The sequence below is a fragment of the Acidisoma sp. genome, assembly GCF_035492295.1.
Classification (GTDB): Bacteria; Pseudomonadota; Alphaproteobacteria; order Acetobacterales; family Acetobacteraceae; genus Acidisoma.
On sequence record NZ_DATJJK010000284.1, the window covers coordinates 1 to 17,122 of the forward strand.

Sequence of the window (17,122 nt, forward strand, 5' to 3'; positions counted from 1 at the left end):
CGGCCATCGGATCACTCATGCGCTTCTCTCCTTCAACTGAGGCGGGGCGGCTCGTCACCGTCGGGCTCCTGGCCGTGCAGGCCGAATGCGAGCAGGGCGAGAAGGATAGCCGAACGCTGCGCGAGCGTCTCTGCTTCCAGCAACGCCTGCTTCTCGGAGGGCGCGAAGGGGCACATCATGCCGAGCGCGGTTACCAGATCCTCATCGTCCAGGCGGCCGATCGCATCCCAGTCGGCGGTCAGATTCTGACGGTCGAAATAGCCGCGAAGCGCCGCGAGCAGAGGCTCGCGGTCCACCGCCGGCAGGGCCTCCTGAGGCAGGAGGTCTGCCTTGTAGGGCGAATAATCCACGCGCAGCCGTCGATAGCCGAGGCGCATCTCGACCTCTTCCACAACCTTGAAGCGGATGAGCCCAAGAAGAGAGAGGACGATGCGGCCGTCCTCGGTTTCGGCGAAGGAGGTGACCCGCCCGAGGCAGCCAACGCTGAACAGCGCCGGGCCATTGGCAACCTCGGGCTTCAGCGCGTCGGGCTGGATCATGCCGAACATGCGGCCCTCTGCCATTGCGCCCTCGACCATCGCCAGATAGCGCGGCTCGAAGATGTTGAGCGGCAGCCGCCCGCCAGGCAGCAGCAGGGCACCCGGCAAGGGAAAGACGGGAATCTCGGCCCGAAGTTCCGCGAGCGCTGGGTCGAATGGTCTCATGCCGGATGCCACGGCCGCCTCAGCTGAAGAGCATGGCGGAGAGACGGCGGCGCGCCGCGATCGTCACCGGGTCCTCGAGCCCCCAGGCCTCGAAAAATTTCAGCAATTGCAGTCGCGCCGCATCCTCGTTCCAGCCGCGCTGACGCTTCATGATTTCGAGCAGGGCGGCCGCCGCGTCCTCCCGCCGATCGACGGCGTTGAAAGCGGTTGCGAGTTCGTAGCGGGCTTCGTGGTCGTCCGGATCGGCCGCAAGCCGGGCTTCCAGCTCCTGCAGATGGCCCCGCGCCGCGCGGCCTTCCGTGGCGAGGGCGAGTGCGCTGCGGGCGCCGGAGACCTCGGCATGGTCAGCGATCTTGGCCGGCACCTCGCCGAGCAGGGCCGTCGCCTCCTCTTCCCGCCCAGCTGCGAGGAAGCAGCGGATAAGGCCGCCCCAGGCCTCCGGCTTCTCGGGGTCTTCCTGGAGCATGGCCTGGTAGAGTTCGGCCGCGCTCTCGATATCGCCCTCCTCCTGCGCCGCGCGGGCGGCCGCCAGGAGATCGGCGGCGGGCATGGTGCCGCCCGCCATCTTGAGAAGGGCTTCGACAAAACGACGCACCTCGCTCTCGGGCAGCGCGCCCTGGAAGAGATCGGCGATCTGGCCCTGCCAGAAGGCGGCGACTGTCGGTATCGACTGCAGCGGCAGGCCGAGCTGGGTGAGCTGGGCGATGAGGGCGCGGTTGGCATCGACGTCGATCTTGACCAGGCGGACGCGGCCACCGGCCGCCGTCACCACCTTTTCGAGGGCCGGCGTGAGTGTCTTGCAGGGGCCGCACCAGGTTGCCCAGAAGTCGACGATGACGGGCATCTCGCGCGAGGCCTCGATCACGTCCTGCATAAAGGTTGCCTGAGTGCCGTCGATGATGATGGGCGCGGCAGCGCCCGGGGCCGGTGTCTGGCCGAATGTCAGGTCCATGCTGATCGTCCGTGTCTGAGTGCTATCGAAGATGATCATAGTGCGTAACGGCGCAAGCCCAAACCTCCCGCCGCAGTCCAGCCCTGACGCTCCGTGCAGGCGGCCCAGATCGGAAAACCGTTGATCGAGCTAGAGGGGCGAACGCATGGCGGCATGGCCGGACCGCCCTTGCAATCGGACCGCAACCCGCATAGAACCCGGCTCAACGGAGCGCGGGCGTAGCTCAGGGGTAGAGCACAACCTTGCCAAGGTTGGGGTCGAGGGTTCGAATCCCTTCGCCCGCTCCAAATTTTCTCAATGAAATCAGGTGAATGAAAGCGCGCTTCGGGGCGCTTTTTGCGTTCCTGCGTTTGCCGGGCCGTCGCCATTCCGGCGTCGCCGATCCTGCGCTTCTATGCCTGCCAGTTAATTAGCACTCTCCGGTCCAGAGTGCTAAGACCGGGCGACGCGAAGCGTGCCACACTGGCACCGGGCAAGCCGACCGGCGCATCAGCGCCGGCACCAGGTCAGTACAAATTCGATGAAATTCCGTCCCCTACACGACCGCGTCGTGATCCGTCGCATCACGCCGTTGGAAAAATCCGCTGGCGGGATCATTATTCCCGACACGGCCAAGGACAAGCCGATGGAGGGCGAGGTTATTGCCGCCGGCCCGGGCGCCCGCAACGAGCAGGGCGCGATCGTGGCGCTCGAGGTGAAGGCTGGCGACCGCGTGCTGTTCGGCAAATGGTCCGGCACCGAAGTGAAGCTGGACGGCGAGGAACTTCTGATCATGAAGGAGAGCGATCTTCTGGGTGTGATCGAAGGCGCCACCCCCGTCGCCCGCGCTGCCTAAACAAGAACAAGAAGGAATAGCCCCATGGCAGCTAAAGACGTTCGTTTCAGCGAAGATGCCCGCAGCCACATGCTGCGCGGCGTCGATATCCTCGCCGACGCCGTCAAGGTGACACTCGGCCCCAAGGGCCGCAACGTCATCATGGATAAAAGCTACGGCGCCCCGCGCATCACCAAGGACGGCGTGACTGTCGCCAAGGAAATCGAACTCGCCGAGAAGTTCGAGAACATGGGCGCTCAGCTCGTCCGTGAAGTCGCGAGCAAGACCAACGACCTCGCCGGGGATGGCACCACCTCCGCCATCGTTCTCGCCCAGGCGATCGTCCGCGAAGGCGGCAAAGCCGTCGCCGCCGGCATGGCGCCGATGGACCTCAAGCGTGGCGTTGACCGCGCCGTCGCGGCGCTCGTCGCCGAGCTCGCGTCGCGGACCAAGAAAATCACCACCGAGGCCGAGACCGCCCAGGTCGGGACCATCTCCGCCAATGGAGAGGCCGAGATCGGGCGCATGATCGCGGAAGCCATGCAGAAGGTTGGCAACGAGGGTGTCATCACCGTCGAGGAAGCCAAGGGCATGGAAACCGAGCTCGAGGTCGTCGAGGGCATGCAATTCGACCGCGGCTATCTCAGCCCCTATTTCATCACCAATGCCGAGAAGATGACGGCCGATTTGGATAGCCCCTATATCCTGATCCACGAAAAGAAGCTGTCCGCGCTGCAGGCGCTGCTGCCCCTGCTGGAAGCCGTCGTGCAGTCCGGCAAGCCGCTGATGATCATCGCCGAGGATGTCGAGGGGGAAGCTCTTGCCACTCTCGTCGTCAATAAGCTGCGCGGCGGCCTGAAGGTCGCCGCTGTGAAGGCTCCGGGCTTCGGCGATCGCCGCAAGGCCATGCTGGAAGATATCGCGATCCTGACCGGTGGCCAGGTCATCTCGGAAGATCTCGGCATCAAGCTGGAAAGCGTCACCCTGGACATGCTGGGGCGGGCCAAGCGGGTGTTGATCGAGAAAGAGAACACGACCGTCATCGAGGGTGCGGGCGAGCACGATGCCATCAAGGCGCGTTGTGATCAGCTGCGCGGCCAGGTTGAAGACACGACCTCCGATTACGATCGCGAGAAGCTGCAGGAGCGTCTGGCGAAGCTCGCTGGTGGCGTCGCCGTCATCCGCGTCGGCGGCTCGACGGAGATCGAGGTGAAAGAGCGCAAGGATCGCGTTGACGACGCGCTGCACGCAACCCGCGCCGCGGTTGAGGAAGGCGTGGTTCCCGGTGGTGGGGTGGCCTTGGCCCGGGCAAGCCAGATCCTCGTCGGTATGAAGGGCGACAATGCCGATCAGACGTTCGGCATCGCGATGGTACGCAAGGCGGTGCAGATGCCGCTGCGGCAGATCGCGGAGAATGCCGGTAATGACGGTGCCGTGGTCGCCGGTAAGGTGCTGGAGAGCAACGAGTATGCCTTCGGTTACGACGCCCAGACCGGCATCTACAAAAACCTCATCGACGCCGGCATCATTGATCCCACCAAGGTGGTTCGGGTGTCCTTGCAGAACGCGGCCTCGGTCGCTGGACTGCTGATCACGACCGAGGCGATGGTTGCCGAGCGCAGCGAGAAGCGCATGCAATCCCTGCCGCAGGGTAGCGGTGGCAGCATGGGCGACATGGATTACTAAAGACCGCCAGCCGCGCTGGGGTTTGGCTGACCGCCAAACCCCCTCCGCACCCGGACGGCAGACCCAAACCAAGGTGCATGGTCAGGCCGCCGGCTCTCCGTGACAGCTCGACACCCTTCGTAGACGGCCTTCTTCTCGGCAGGGCCTCGGGATCGCACTCCCTCCCCGCCAACCGCGGCCCTCATCCTTTCGCGCGCAGGCGCAGTCCCCAAGGCAGACGGTCCGCCGTCAGCGCCACGATGAGCAAAAGCCCGACGAGACCAAGCTGCCAACTGCTGCTGACATTGACATATTGCAGCCCCGCCTGGACGGCGACCACAAGCAGGACGGCAGCCAGCACGCCCCCCACCCCGCCGCGGCCGCCCGCGATGGCGACACCACCGAGCAGCACGGCCGCGAGCGATTCCAGTTCCATATTCGTACCGATATCCGGCCGCCCGCTGCCAAACCAGGCAAGCGAAATGAGCCCGGCCAGGCCGGACAGCAAGCCGCTGATGGCATAAAGGGTGAAGCGGATACGCCCGACCGGGATGCCGACGAGCCGCGCCGAACGCTCATTATTGCCCATGGCGAAAATCCACCGCCCGAGCGGCGTCAAGGCCAGGACAGCGGCGGCGATGAGGTAGGCTGGCACCACGGTCGTCAGGAAATGCGCCGGCACGCCCGCGAGCGTGCCGCGCCCCCATGGCAGCAGCCAGGACGGTACGCCGCTGACCGTCGCCCCGCCGGTCAGCGCCAAAGCCAGCCCGCCATAGGCGAACATGCTGCCCAGCGTCGCGATCAACGACAGCAACCGGAAGTTCACCACCAGCACACCGTTGACGAGCCCGAGGCAAAGACCGATGGCGAGGGCCAACGCTGGGATGAGCGCCGCCGGAACGCCCGCCCGCACCAGAAGCATCGTCAGGATGCTAGTGAGCGAGACCATGCCACCCACCGAGAGATCGAGCCCCGCCCCGCTCAGGATAAGCAGCGCCTGGCCGAGTCCGACGAGCGCCAGCATGGAACTGAACTGCAGCACGCTTTGAATCATCGAGGGCTGCAGAATGGCCGGCCTGATCGCCGCGAAGATGACGATGAGCAGCAGCCAGAGTGCCGCGAGCAGCAGCATGCTGCGGTGATGCGGGTTCCTCATGCCACGGGCCTCCGCAACCTGACCCAGGGCAGCTGCCCGGTCGTCACATTCTCGGCAATGAGGGCGGCAAGCAGCAGGACCCCGGTGACCACGCTCTGCCACAGCGAGGGCACGCCGATGAGCGTGAGGCCGTTCACCAGCATGCGCAACAGCAGAACGCCGAGCATGGTGCCGAGCAAGGACGCTCGCCCACCCAGAATGCTCGTGCCGCCGAGCACCACGGCGGCGATCGCATCGAGGGACATGCTGGCGCCCGTCGTCATCTCCACATTGCGATAGGTACCGACATAGGAGACCGCGGCGATCCCGCACAGGCAACCGCTCGCCACATAGGCCAGGAAGCGCACTCGCCGTACCGCGATGCCGGCTAGCCGCGCACGCTCCTCATCCTGGCCCACGGCCAGAAGATGCAGACCGAAGGGCGTCCAGCGCAACAGCAGATAGGCCACGAGATAGAGCAGCAGAATGACGATGAGCGGCAACGGCACGCCGCCTGGAAGCGGCATGCGCACCAGTGCCGTCAGCGCGCCGGGCAGGCCGGAAAGCCAGCTGCCGCCGAGGAAGGCATAGATGGCCGTACGGTAGATGCCGAGCAGGCCTACGGTTGCGACGATTGCCGGAATGCGCCCGAACACGATCACGCTGCCGGTCATGATGCCGATCAGCGCCCCGGCGATCGGGCCGGCGAGCACCACGAGAACAAGTGGCAAGCCCGCCAGAAGCGCGTGGCCGACACCGATCGCGGCCAGCCCCATCACCAGTCCGACCGAGACGTCTATGCCGCCGATGGCCAGCACGAAGGTCATGCCGAGCCCGATGACGAGCAACTCGATGCTGTTGCGCAGAATGGTCGCGAGATTGGCCGCGAGCAGGAAGTAAGGCGAGGCCAGCGAAAAGACGATCGCCGTCCCAAGGCAGCCGGCGAGGAGCGTCAGCTCCCGCCCGCCGCCCCCCGCCCAAAGCCGCGGCCTCACCCGCCTACCGGTCTCAGAAGTTGAACTGATCGACATTGTCCTTGGTGAAGACGCTCGGCGACCCGAGCAGGAGAATGCCGGTCTTCGCGTCATAGGAAATGGGATGATCCATCCCCGGCACCGTGTTGCTGGCGGCGAAGGGCTTGTTGTCGATCAGCTGCTTGCCGGTCCAAACCGTGAGATAGCCGAGTGCTGCCGGGTCCCACAGCACGGAGAAACCGAAGGCGCCGCTTTTGATGTACGAGCGGACGGTATTCGGGCTGCAATAGCCGGTGCCGATCACCGCACCGATCTTGCCAGCGGTTTCGATCGCCTGGCCAACGCCGGGGCAGGTGCTGGAGGCAACGGCGATCAGCCCCTTGAGATCGGGATGCGCCGTCATCAGGTCGCTCGCCAACTGGTCAGCGCGATCGGCCGAGCCGCCAGCGAATTGGGGAGCGAGCAACCGGATGCCAGGATATTTCTCCTTCACCCGTGCCTGCATGAGGCGGATCCAGGTATTGAGATTGGAACTCGTCGCGTCACCCGAGACGATACCGATGGTCGCCTTCGGCCCCGTCCGCTTGACCAGCTCGTCGATCAAGGTATCGGCCAAGCCGTCATCCGTTGCCTGCGCAACATAGACAGCGCGGCCGCTCTTGGGCGCATCGCTGTCGCTCGTGAAGAGTTTCAGGCCCTTCGCCTTGGCCTGCGCCACCACGGGTGCCAGCGATGAGGCATCCAGGATGCTGACGGCGATTGCCTGCACGCCCTGGTTGACCAGGTTCTGCACGATCTGCAGCTGATCGACCGGATTGGCATCGACCGGGCCCGTATAGATGAAATGCACGCCGAAGGCCTTGGCCGCTTTCTCTCCACCCGCCTGCATGGCGTTGAAATAGGGGATGCCGGTGAGTTGCGGCACGAAGGCGACGCTCGGCAAATCATCGGCCTTGGCCCGGCCAGACGCGCAGGCAATCACCAAGGCCGCCGTCACGCAGGCCGTTCTCAGCAGGATGGTACGAAGCTTACGCATGTCGATCCTCATGAATGAAAAACGGCGGAGCGCCGTCAGCTGGCTTGTTCGAGCGCGCGCAGGCTCGGATGGGCGCCGGTGATGAAGGATACCAGCTCCTCCGGATGGGTCGCCGTGCGTTTCGTTTCAGCAATCTTGCGGCCGCGCCGGAAGACAATCATGCGGTCTGCGACCTCCATGACATCAGCGATGTTGTGGCTGATGAGCACAACCGCGCAGCCGCGCTCCGCCAGGCGCCGCACGAGGGTCAGCACCTTGCGTGTTTCGGCAACGGCGAGCGCCGCCGTCGGCTCGTCCATGATGACAAGGCGCGCATTGATGTTGAGCGCACGGCAGATCGCCACCGCCTGGCGCTGGCCTCCGGAAAGCCCGGCGACCGGCCGGTTCGGGTCCGGAATATGCGCCTCGAGCTCATGCAGAAGTGCGGCCGCCCGGCGGCGCATCTCCGCACGGCGCAGGATCGGAAACCCCGCGACTTTGGTTGTGAGCTCTCGGCCAAGAAAAATATTTTCGGTCACTGTCAGATTGTCAGACAGCGCCAGCTCCTGAAAGATGGTGGCGATTCCGCTTTCCGCCGCATCCTGTGGCGAGGAGAAGGCCACCCGCTTGCCCGCGACCTCGATCGTGCCCGTGTCCTGGCTATGGGCGCCTGCAAGAATCTTGATGAAAGTCGATTTGCCCGCGCCATTGTCGCCGAGAAGAGCGAGAACCTCGCCCTCGCGGATATCCATGTCGACATTGGCAAGTGCGGTGACGCCAGCGAAATGCTTGCCGATCCCCCGCGCCTGGATGAAGGGGGCAGTACCTCCCGTCGTCCTGGGCAAAATGTCGGCCGTCGTGCTCACCGGCACCAATCCGCGATCGCCAACGCCAGCGCGCGCGTGCAGGAGACCAGATCGGCGATCATCACATGCTCATTGGGCTGATGCGCCTGGCTCGGATCCCCCGGCCCGAAATTGACCGTGGGCGTGCCACCGATATCGGTCGGGATGCCGATATCGCTATGTGAGGAAAAGCCGGTCAGCTGCGGCGACAGACCGCTCGCCGACACGGCCCCCTGGAAGCAGGAGACGAAGGGATGATCCGAGGGCACTTCCGTGCAATCCGCATCCAGAAACCATTCCACACGCGCCGGATGGGCGCGCAGATAGGGATCGGCCTGACAGATCTGGCTAATGAACGCATCGACTTCGGCCGCCACAAGGCTGCCGCGGCCAAGCGCGTCGCGTTCCGCAGGCAGGTATTTGACGTCGATCACGATTTCCGCTCGCCCCGCGGTAGAGGACGGATGCTCCCCGGCGCGAATCTGGGTCGCGAGAATATTCACCGGTCCTTCCATCAGCGGATGACGCTTGCGCGGATCAAACATCCAGCGGCGGTTGATGAGATCGATGCCGTTCAGCATCTGCCGGCACAGATCAATGGCATCGACCGGACCGCCGGCATCCCAGTTGCGCGGCGTGAGTTCCGCATGCCCGCCGATGCCGTCCAGGATGATGCGTCCCCAAAGGATACCGAAGCAGATCGGCGCGATACGGTTGGCGGTCGGCTCGGTCATGATGCCGGCATCCGCGGTATAGCCACGATCGGCATGGGCCAGCGCGCCCATGCTGCAGATCTCCTCGTCACAGACAGTGGAGAACACGATGTCACCACGCAGCGGCACGTCCAGCTCATGAAGGATTTCGCAGGCCATCAGCATGGCCGCGACCCCTCCCTTCATATCCACCGCACCGCGGCCATAGATCGCACCATCCTGCACGACCGGACTGAAGGGCTCGCTGCGCCAGTGCTCGATCGGTCCTGTCGGCACGACATCGATATGTCCGGTCAGCAACAGAGAGCGCCCACCGCCCTGGCCGGGCTTGCGGCCACCCAGATTGGGGCGTCCCTCAAACCGCCGCGCTTCGACCGTGCCGGGCCGGCCTCGGTATTTCTCGAGCAGCGGTGCGGGGTCCGGCTCCCAGAGTTCGGTCTCGAAGCCGAGCGCCGCAAGGCGGGCCCGCAGGTAGCGCTGGCAAGGCTCCGTCCCCGGCCCTGGAGGCGCGGGGTCGGGCCGAGAGATCGTCTGAAACGCAATCAGATCGGTGAGGGTCGACACGACGCGATCGCGGGCGGCGTCCACGGCCGCGGCGATGCGGGAAGCCTGGGCAGCGTTATCATCCATCGGACGCAGGCTCTCTCTGCAGAAATCCTTTAGCTCTTGACAGCCTAGCGGCAGGGACGATCAATAGTAAAGCGGTTTACCAGAGGAATTTTTACGCTTTATCTCGTATCAGGCACCGTGGAAGGCCATTGTTTGAGCACACCGCCGCTTTTTGAGGCAATTGAAATCCGCCGCCGCCTCGGCCACAGGCCGGGCATTGGATGGCGTCTATTTCGCCTTCCTGCAAGCGAGATCTGTATGCTCCTCAGCCCTTCCTCACCCGTGCCACGGCGGACATCAGCGCCTCGACGCGCTTCGGATCGACCGCATTCCACCACAACCCGTCATGCTTCAGCCATTGGCCGATGATCGCGCCGTCCGCGACCGTAAACAGGCTCGGGACCTGTTCGGGCGAAAGCCCCGAGCCGACGATGACCGGCAGGTTCGTGCCCGCCCGCACCTCCTCGACCTCCTCGGGCTGCGTCGGCGAACCGGTGCGTGTGCCCGTCGCGATCAACACATCCGCGTCGAACCATTCCGCGTCGGTCGCCTGCTCCGTAATGCTGCGATCCGCCGTGATGGCATGAGCGCCGAATTTCACATGAACATCGGCAAAGATATGCACGTCCTCCGCCCGGATGGCAGAGCGGTAGCGCATAGCTGCGGGCGCCGGCCCGTTGAGAAAACCCTCGTTCGCAACATAGGCATTGGCCCATTGATTGGCGCGCACCCAACCGGCGCCCACCGCCTTGGCGACGCCGAGTGCCGGGATCACCGCATTCGCGACGCAGGTAATGCCGATCGGCGTATCCACCGCTCCGCGCACTTCGAGGCAGGCCGCCGTCAGGGCAGCGACGGTGGAGGGGCCGATGTCTTCCGGCCTCGAAAAGGGCATGTCGCTCGCATTTTCGATGATGATGCCGTCTACGCCACCCGCTGCCAGGGTCCGCGCATCGCGTGCGGCGGCCATATAGATCTCGCGCAGCGGCTGCCCTGCGTAGCGCGGCGCGCCCGGCAGCGCTGCCAGATGGATAACCCCAATGATCGGCTTGTCGATATTGAACAGGCCGAGAAGCGCATTCGGCTTTTCCGGCAGAACTTTTGGCTTCGCCATAACAGTGCTCCGATGACGTGTGGGTCAGGGCGCGATCACTACCGCGCACCCCACCACAAACTGCGATTTCTCGTGTGTCTCAAAAGCACCTTTGACAGCCGCTCTTTCCGCCGTCAATCGGGCAAAGCGGTGCGCACCAGCCTCGACGGCCCGTCATCAATCTCTCGATTGACAAGATCCGAAGCCCGCCGTGACATGGTGAACGCCAAGGGAGTTCAGGTTTTCTCATGACACCGGGTGACGCCAAGGATGCGCCAGATACAGCCGGCGTTCGGTTTCTCTGCATCGGCGATCTCGATGTCGACGTGCTCATCGCGGTCGATCGACTGCCGACACAGGATGGCAAGGTCAACGGGCGCCTCATTCAGCGCGTGCCGGGCGGCATGGCGGCGAATGTCGCTGCCGCGATCGCCGAACTCGGCGGCAAAGTCAGTATTCTCGGCCGTGTTGGACAAGATGCCGAGGGGGCGTTTGTTCTGGGGGCTCTCGCCCAACGAGGTGTCAACACCAACCTCGTTCGGCGCATGCGCGATGCGCCGACTTTCAGCTGCATCAGCCTCGTAGCCAGCAATGGTGAGAAATCCCTCATCAAGTTGATGACCGATGCCTATTGTCCGGCGGCAGAGGATCTATCCGCCAGCAGTTTTCGGGGTGTGACCCATGCCCATCTCACCTCCGTGCGGGATCCTGCACTCTGCCGTCAGGTTGTGGAACTGTCGGCGGACTTGGCGATCAGTTGTTCCCTGGATGTGGAGATGGCCGATCTTCCCGCGGAGCCACCGCACGCCGCAAAGGCGCTGCGCGGCTTCGACATCCTGTTCTTCAACCGGGCTTCCCAGGCGGCGGCCGAGGCGCTTTTGGGCGTCAACGTCATGGACGTCGCCCCGGTCGTGGTCATCACCCTGGGCGCGGAGGGTGCGCGCATCTCATGGCCGGGCGGCAGCTGTCACGCGCCCGGCTACGAGACCGACGTGCAGGACACGACAGGCGCCGGGGATTGCTTTGCCGCCGGCCTTCTCCATGCCCGCTTCGCCCAAGGACTGCCTTGGCCAGAGGCCTTGCGCTTTGCCAATGCGGCCGCTGCTTTGTCGGTAAAGGGTCTTGGCGCGCAATCAGCCCTGCCGAAGCTCTCCGCGGTGCAGGCACTGCTGGCCCAGCGGCGCCCTGGCGGCTGACCGGCCGCGCCGGCGCCACCAACTTTACCTTGGGTACTCCTCCCCCTACGATCGCATCACATGAACTAAGACTGTTGCGGCCGGACCGCCACGGATAGGAGATGCGTCATGGCACGCAAGGCAACGATCAAAGATGTATCCGTAGCCGCGAATGTTTCGGTTACCACCGTTTCCCGATATCTGAACGGTTCCATGCGCCTGCCCCCTGAGACGAAGCGGCGCATCGAGGATGCGGTGAGCACGCTCCGCTATACCCCCAATCCCCTCGCCCGCTCCCTGAGTCGCGGCCGCTCGGAGACGATCGGCCTGGTCATTCCGGAGATCGCCAACCCGTTCTTCGCGCAGCTCGCAGCCTCCGTTGAGGAGGCAGCAGTACGGCTGGGCTATGGGGTGCTTTTGTGCGTGACGCTCAACAATGTAGATCGCGAGATCGACTATATCCGCCGGATCGAGAACAAGCATGTCGATGGTGTTCTGTTTTCCACCAATCATCCGGACGACGGCCGTCTGCTCGCGGCACTCAAGGACGTGCCCTGCTTCGTGCTGGTCGACGAAGATATTGCCGGCTCCGATTTCCCCGGCGTTTTCGCGGAGAATCGCGAAGGTGCGGTTGCCGCCACGCGCCATATCGTCGAGGCCGGCCATCGCAAGATCGCCATGCTGTCGGGACCGAAAACCTTGCTGAGCGCCGAGGAGCGTCGGCAAGGCTTTCACGAGGCCATTGCGGCAGCAGGCCCCGGGCACGAGGCGGTCGCGGTGTTCGATTGCGCCTATACTGTGGAGGCCGGCGAGGCGGCGGCCGAGCAGCTGCTGCAGCGATACCCCGAGACCACGGCAATCTTCACCGGCAGTGACGAGCTCTTCCTCGGCATGCTGAAAACCTTCCGTCGGCAGGGCATACGGATCGGACCGGACATCTCCGTCGTTACTTGCGACGACGTGGAGCCGCTCACGCTGTTCGAGCCGCCGATCACCGCCCTGCGGCAGGACCTGCCGAAAATGGGCACCAGCGCGCTTGAAATGTTGATCGGCGAAATCACCCGCGGGCCACGGCTGCCGCGGCAGATCCGGGTACCGATGGAGCTGGTCCGCCGCCAATCCGTGCGCGCCCCGCGCCGGCGGATGCGCCTGAAGTAACCGTCAACATTCTGCGATTGCATCACTCCGGATTTTAAAATTTCCGCTTGACTGAAGCGTTTCACACGGCTCAATAGTAAACCGGTTTACCGCTCTCGCCCGATGCTGCCGCGATCAGGCCGCCGGACCCTTCAACACCGACTTGCCGATGCGTGCGCATCGCTCGCACGTGTCGATGAACATTTTGGGGGACTTTACTGAATGACCGGATTGACCCGCCGAATGGCTCTGCGCGGCACGCTGGGTGTTGCCATGGCCGGCTTCGCGGCATCGCGTGCGATAGCCGCCGAAGGACTGACCTTCGCCCTCATTCAGATCAACGAACAGGCGCTGTTCTTCAACCAGTTGCAGGCGGGCGCCGAGAAGGCCGCGAAAGCGGCGGGCGCCAAGCTTGTCGTCTTCAATGCGAACGACCAGCCTGCCGCGCAGAACAACGCCATCGAGGCCTATATCCAGCAAAAGGTCCAGGGCATCGTCGTCGACGCGATCGACGTCAACGGCATCATGCCGGCGATCCAGGAAGCGGCGGCGGCCAAAATTCCCGTCATCGCAGTGGATGCCGTGCTGCCCAAGGGCCCGCAGCTCGCCCAGGTCGGCGTTGACAACGAGACTGCCGGCAAGATGCTCGCCGATGTCTTTCTTCCTTATGTGAAGAAGAACATGAAGGGCCATGCGCGTATCGGCGTCATCGGCGCGCTCAATTCCTTCATTCAAAACCAGCGCCAGTCCGCTTTCCTCGATGCCGTCAAGGGGCAGGCGGGGATTTCAGTCGCCGGCGTCGTTGACGGCCAGAATGTCCAGGACACCGCACTGAACGTTGCCGAATCGCTGCTCACCGGCAATCCTGACATCAACACTATCTATGCGACGGGCGAACCTGCGCTGCTGGGCGCCATCGCCGCCGTGCAAAGCCAAGGCCTGCAAGACCGGGTCAAGATCTTCGGCTGGGATCTGACCGCCCAGGCCGTCGCCGGCATCGATGCTGGGTATGTCGTGGCCGTCGTCCAACAGGACCCGGAGGGCATGGGCTATGCGGCGGTCAAGGCGCTCGCCACGAAGCTCCATGGCGGCACCGTGCCGGCCACTATTCCGGTGCCCGTCACTATCGTGACCAAGGCGAATGTCGGCCCCTATCGCGCCGTCTATAAGGGATGAACGGGACTGCCGCACCGCTGATGTCGCTGCGCGGCATCCGCAAGGTCTTCGGGTCCAGTACCGTGCTACACGGTGTCGATCTCGATCTGTTCGGCGGGGAGTGCCTGGGACTTGTCGGCGACAATGCCGCCGGCAAGTCTACACTCAGCAAGGTCATGTCGGGCGCCTATCTGCCTGATGGTGGCGAGATCCATCTTGCAGGCCGGCCCGTCCGCATTGCGGGGCCGGCGGAGGCGCGGGCCCAACGCATCGAGATGGTCTATCAGGATCTCAGTCTCTGCGACACGATCGACGTTGCCGGCAACCTTTTCCTCGGCCGCGAACTCAGCCGTGGCAGCATGCTGGACAAGCGAGCCATGGAACGTGAGGGGCGGCGGATGCTGGATGCGCTCGACATCCGCATCCCGACGCTGCGCGCTAAGGTCGCCATGCTGTCCGGCGGCCAGCGGCAATCCATCGCCATCGCACGCGCGGCCTCCTTCGGCCCACGGGTGCTGCTGCTTGATGAACCAACCTCCGCGCTCGCGGTCGCCGAAGTGGAGGCGGTGCTTGCCCTCATCAACCGTGTCAAGGCGCAGGGCGTGGCGGTCGTGCTCGTCACGCATCGCCTTCAGGATCTGTTTCGCGTCTGCGACCGCATCGCCTTCATGTATGAGGGCCGCAAGGTTGCCGAACGACGCATCGAAGAGACCAATCTGGACGAAATCGTGAAACTGATTGTCGGCGGCAACCGCGAAGAGGCAGCCGCGCTCGATGCGGCATCGGGAGCGGAGGCATGAGCAGCATGGCCTCCGCGCGCCCCCGCAGCGCGCATGATTTTCTCATCGAGCATGCGCAGGTGCTCTCGATCGCGCTCTTCTTCATCCTCTGCTGCGCGCTTTTCTCCATCCTCTCGCCCTTCTTCCTGCTGCCGGACAATTTGCTGAACGTTCTGCGGCAATTGGCGCCCCTCCTGATCACGGCCGTCGGCATGACCTTCGTCATCACCACGGGGGGAATTGATCTCTCGGTCGGATCCATCGTGGCACTCACCAACGCCGTCTGCGCGATTGCCCTGCAGGCGGGCGTCCCCTGGCCGGCCGCGACGCTCCTCGTGCTCCTGCTCGGCGCCATTGTCGGCTGGGCGCAGGGCTGGTTCGTCGCCTCGCAGAAAATTCCGTCCTTCATCGTGACGCTGGCCGGGCTCTCCATACTGCGCGGCATCGCCCTGCTGCTGACCCGCGGCTACTCTATTCCGATCGACGAGCCGGGCGCCGCACCGTTGCTCACCATCGGCCGTGGCTGGGTCGCCGGCATTCCCATACCGGCCATCATCGCCGTCCTCGTCCTTGCCGTCGGCGCCTTCGTCCTGCGGGAGACGCGCTATGGCCGCTACGTGACGGCGGTGGGCGCCAACGCCGAGGCCGCGCGACGCGTGGGTATCCCCTCCACGCGCATTCTAATGTCGGTTTTTGTGTTGACCGGTCTCACCTCGGCCTTTGCGGGTCTGCTCATCGCGGCGCGTCTCGGCTCGGGTTCCTCCAATGCCGCGGAAGGATTCGAGCTGCAGGTCATCGCCGCCGTGGTGCTGGGCGGTACCTCCCTGATGGGCGGAACCGGCACTATTCTCGGCACCGTTCTCGGCGCTCTCACCATCGGGGTCATCGGCAATGGGCTGATTCTGGTCCATACCTCCCCCTTCCTGGTGCAGATCGTGACCGGGGCGATTATCCTGCTCGCAATCTGGCTCAATACCCGGATCTTCTCCCGCCTCTCAGCCGGCCGACGAAAATGAGCGAACTTTCCCTGGGCCATACCGGCTCCGGCCAGGTCATGACGGTTCTCGGCCCCATCCCGGCGGCCGAGATGGGCGTGACACTGATGCACGAGCATCTGCTCAACGATTGCAGCTGCTGGTGGCACAAGCCCGCGGCACCGGAGCGCCAGCGCCTCGCCTGCGATCCGGTCCATCCCGGAATTCTGGGCGAGCTGCGCATGGACCCCTTCGTCAATCTCGATAATTGCAGGCTGGATGACGAGCGGCTGGCCATGGCGGAGCTTCTGCCCGTGGCAGCCCTCGGCGGTCGCACGGTGGTAGACCCGACCTGCGCAGGTATCGGTCGTGATCCCTTGGCCCATCAACGCATCGCGCGCGAGACGGACCTTCATATCGTCACCGGCGGCGGCTTCTATCTTGAGGCGTCTCACCCAGCCCGTCTGGCCCGGATGAGCGTGGAGGAGATTGCCGACGAGATCGTGGCCGAGGCGCTGGACGGCATCGGCGACAGCGGCGTGCGCATCGGCATCATCGGGGAAATTGGCATCTCTCCCAATCTCACCGCGATGGAGGAGCGTTCCCTCCGCGGTGCCGCACAAGCACAGGCGCGCTGCGGTTTACCGTTGATGGTGCATCTTCCCGGCTGGTTCCGCCTTGGCCACCGTGTGCTCGATATCATCGCGGCCGAAGGTGGTGACCTCACCCACACGGTGCTGTGTCACATGAACCCCTCGGGCCGCGACCTTGATTACCAGTCGTCGCTTGCGGACAGAGGCGCCTTTCTGGAATATGATATGATCGGCATGGATTTCTTCTATGCCGATCAGGGTGTGCAATGCCCCTCCGACGACGACAATGCGGTTGCAATCGCTGCTCTCATCGAGCGTGGCCATCTGGGCCGTGTGCTGTTGTCGCAGGATGTCTTTCTCAAAATGATGCTGACGCACTACGGTGGCTTTGGCTATGCCTACCTGCAACGGCATTTCCTCCCCCGTCTCGGCCGACACGGCGTTAGCAAAACTTCCATTCAGAGACTGATGATCGACAATCCCCGCGACGTATTCTGGCGCGGCGGGCGAAACCAAAAGAAAGACTGAACCGTGACAAAATCGAAAGTTCTTCTGGTCGGCGAGAGCTGGGTGACCTCCGCGACCCATTTCAAGGGCTTCGACCAATTCGGCAGCGTGACCTTTCATCTCGGCGCCGAGCCGCTGGTGGCGGCGTTGCAGGACAGTCCCTTCGAACTGACCTATATGCCCGCGCATGAAGCGGCCGAGCGCTTTCCCTTCGAGGCCGCCGGCCTCGCCGAATACAAGGTCATCCTGCTCTCGGATATCGGCGCCAATACCCTGCTCCTGC

17 protein-coding genes and 1 tRNA gene are annotated in these 17,122 nt (G+C 64.2%); 10 read left to right on the forward strand and 8 right to left on the reverse strand.

Translation table 11 applies throughout. The annotated features are described in order from the left end of the window. Positions 1-32 precede the first annotated feature (32 nt). On the reverse strand, positions 33-704 hold the full coding sequence (locus VL752_RS21435) for an LON peptidase substrate-binding domain-containing protein (RefSeq protein ID WP_325358561.1): 672 nt from the start codon (positions 702-704) through the stop codon (positions 33-35). Between the two features lie 19 nt (positions 705-723). Next, positions 724-1,656, reverse strand: a complete 933-nt coding sequence (locus VL752_RS21440; protein ID WP_325358563.1) for a co-chaperone YbbN — start codon at positions 1,654-1,656, stop codon at positions 724-726. Between the two features lie 212 nt (positions 1,657-1,868). Here VL752_RS21440 and VL752_RS21445 point away from each other — a divergent pair. The 3 genes from VL752_RS21445 to groL all read left to right on the forward strand — a co-directional run bounded on the left by VL752_RS21445 (position 1,869) and on the right by groL (position 4,156). Beyond that, a tRNA-Gly gene (locus VL752_RS21445) sits at positions 1,869-1,943 on the forward strand. Between the two features lie 233 nt (positions 1,944-2,176). Beyond that, the gene (locus tag VL752_RS21450; RefSeq protein ID WP_325358565.1) at positions 2,177-2,491 is read left to right on the forward strand and encodes a co-chaperone GroES; all 315 of its coding nucleotides are present in this window, start codon (positions 2,177-2,179) and stop codon (positions 2,489-2,491) included. A 24-nt stretch (positions 2,492-2,515) separates the two neighbouring features. Beyond that, complete coding sequence (gene groL, locus VL752_RS21455) at positions 2,516-4,156, forward strand: chaperonin GroEL (RefSeq protein WP_325358567.1); 1,641 nt, start codon at positions 2,516-2,518, stop codon at positions 4,154-4,156. 181 nt (positions 4,157-4,337) lie between these two features. Here the strand turns inward: groL and VL752_RS21460 are convergent, their stop codons facing one another. The 6 genes from VL752_RS21460 to VL752_RS21485 all read right to left on the reverse strand — a co-directional run bounded on the left by VL752_RS21460 (position 4,338) and on the right by VL752_RS21485 (position 10,540). Next, positions 4,338-5,291 (reverse strand): ABC transporter permease, encoded by a 954-nt coding sequence (locus tag VL752_RS21460; RefSeq protein WP_325358569.1) that lies wholly within the window; start codon positions 5,289-5,291, stop codon positions 4,338-4,340. After that, positions 5,288-6,265 (reverse strand): ABC transporter permease, encoded by a 978-nt coding sequence (locus VL752_RS21465; RefSeq protein WP_325358571.1) that lies wholly within the window; start codon positions 6,263-6,265, stop codon positions 5,288-5,290. The genes VL752_RS21460 and VL752_RS21465 overlap by 4 nt, the downstream gene beginning before the upstream one ends. Positions 6,266-6,278: 13 nt before the next feature. Then, positions 6,279-7,280, reverse strand: coding sequence for an autoinducer 2 ABC transporter substrate-binding protein (locus VL752_RS21470; protein ID WP_325358573.1), 1,002 nt, complete (start codon positions 7,278-7,280; stop codon positions 6,279-6,281). Between the two features lie 35 nt (positions 7,281-7,315). Further along, positions 7,316-8,125, reverse strand: coding sequence for an ATP-binding cassette domain-containing protein (locus VL752_RS21475; protein ID WP_325358575.1), 810 nt, complete (start codon positions 8,123-8,125; stop codon positions 7,316-7,318). Then, positions 8,122-9,447: a M20 family metallopeptidase gene (locus tag VL752_RS21480; protein WP_325358577.1), complete on the reverse strand. Its 1,326-nt coding sequence runs from the start codon at positions 9,445-9,447 to the stop codon at positions 8,122-8,124. Before VL752_RS21480 ends, VL752_RS21475 begins: the two co-directional genes overlap by 4 nt. A 244-nt stretch (positions 9,448-9,691) precedes the next feature. Beyond that, on the reverse strand, positions 9,692-10,540 hold the full coding sequence (locus VL752_RS21485) for a BtpA/SgcQ family protein (protein ID WP_325358579.1): 849 nt from the start codon (positions 10,538-10,540) through the stop codon (positions 9,692-9,694). 227 nt (positions 10,541-10,767) lie between these two features. Between VL752_RS21485 and VL752_RS21490 the strand changes: the two genes are divergently transcribed. The 7 genes from VL752_RS21490 to VL752_RS21520 all read left to right on the forward strand — a co-directional run. Next, entirely contained in the window at positions 10,768-11,715 is a 948-nt protein-coding gene (locus VL752_RS21490; protein ID WP_325358581.1) for a carbohydrate kinase family protein, read from the forward strand. A 108-nt stretch (positions 11,716-11,823) separates the two neighbouring features. Then, the gene (locus tag VL752_RS21495) at positions 11,824-12,852 is read left to right on the forward strand and encodes a LacI family DNA-binding transcriptional regulator (RefSeq protein WP_325358583.1); all 1,029 of its coding nucleotides are present in this window, start codon (positions 11,824-11,826) and stop codon (positions 12,850-12,852) included. 201 nt (positions 12,853-13,053) lie between these two features. Beyond that, entirely contained in the window at positions 13,054-14,007 is a 954-nt protein-coding gene (locus tag VL752_RS21500) for a substrate-binding domain-containing protein (protein WP_325358585.1), read from the forward strand. After that, on the forward strand, positions 14,004-14,786 hold the full coding sequence (locus tag VL752_RS21505) for an ATP-binding cassette domain-containing protein (protein ID WP_325358587.1): 783 nt from the start codon (positions 14,004-14,006) through the stop codon (positions 14,784-14,786). Before VL752_RS21500 ends, VL752_RS21505 begins: the two co-directional genes overlap by 4 nt. Further along, a complete protein-coding gene (locus tag VL752_RS21510; RefSeq protein WP_325358589.1) occupies positions 14,783-15,781 on the forward strand; it encodes an ABC transporter permease in 999 nt (332 codons plus the stop codon). The genes VL752_RS21505 and VL752_RS21510 overlap by 4 nt, the downstream gene beginning before the upstream one ends. Then, the gene (locus VL752_RS21515; RefSeq protein ID WP_325358591.1) at positions 15,778-16,860 is read left to right on the forward strand and encodes a phosphotriesterase family protein; all 1,083 of its coding nucleotides are present in this window, start codon (positions 15,778-15,780) and stop codon (positions 16,858-16,860) included. The genes VL752_RS21510 and VL752_RS21515 overlap by 4 nt, the downstream gene beginning before the upstream one ends. A gap of 3 nt (positions 16,861-16,863) precedes the next feature. After that, positions 16,864-17,122: glutamine amidotransferase (locus VL752_RS21520; RefSeq protein ID WP_325358593.1), on the forward strand; the 259-nt coding region annotated here is incomplete at its 3' end.

Bases quoted from the DNA above. Each gene is read 5' to 3' on its own strand.
- VL752_RS21435 (WP_325358561.1), bottom strand. From the start codon at position 704: ATGAGACCATTCGACCCAGCGCTCGCGGAACTTCGGGCCGAGATTCCC.
- VL752_RS21440 (WP_325358563.1), bottom strand. From the start codon at position 1,656: ATGGACCTGACATTCGGCCAGACACCGGCCCCGGGCGCTGCCGCGCCC.
- VL752_RS21450 (WP_325358565.1), top strand. From the start codon at position 2,177: ATGAAATTCCGTCCCCTACACGACCGCGTCGTGATCCGTCGCATCACG.
- groL (WP_325358567.1), top strand. From the start codon at position 2,516: ATGGCAGCTAAAGACGTTCGTTTCAGCGAAGATGCCCGCAGCCACATG.
- VL752_RS21460 (WP_325358569.1), bottom strand. From the start codon at position 5,291: ATGAGGAACCCGCATCACCGCAGCATGCTGCTGCTCGCGGCACTCTGG.
- VL752_RS21470 (WP_325358573.1), bottom strand. From the start codon at position 7,280: ATGCGTAAGCTTCGTACCATCCTGCTGAGAACGGCCTGCGTGACGGCG.
- VL752_RS21480 (WP_325358577.1), bottom strand. From the start codon at position 9,447: ATGGATGATAACGCTGCCCAGGCTTCCCGCATCGCCGCGGCCGTGGAC.
- VL752_RS21485 (WP_325358579.1), bottom strand. From the start codon at position 10,540: ATGGCGAAGCCAAAAGTTCTGCCGGAAAAGCCGAATGCGCTTCTCGGC.
- VL752_RS21490 (WP_325358581.1), top strand. From the start codon at position 10,768: ATGACACCGGGTGACGCCAAGGATGCGCCAGATACAGCCGGCGTTCGG.
- VL752_RS21495 (WP_325358583.1), top strand. From the start codon at position 11,824: ATGGCACGCAAGGCAACGATCAAAGATGTATCCGTAGCCGCGAATGTT.
- VL752_RS21500 (WP_325358585.1), top strand. From the start codon at position 13,054: ATGACCGGATTGACCCGCCGAATGGCTCTGCGCGGCACGCTGGGTGTT.
- VL752_RS21505 (WP_325358587.1), top strand. From the start codon at position 14,004: ATGAACGGGACTGCCGCACCGCTGATGTCGCTGCGCGGCATCCGCAAG.
- VL752_RS21510 (WP_325358589.1), top strand. From the start codon at position 14,783: ATGAGCAGCATGGCCTCCGCGCGCCCCCGCAGCGCGCATGATTTTCTC.
- VL752_RS21515 (WP_325358591.1), top strand. From the start codon at position 15,778: ATGAGCGAACTTTCCCTGGGCCATACCGGCTCCGGCCAGGTCATGACG.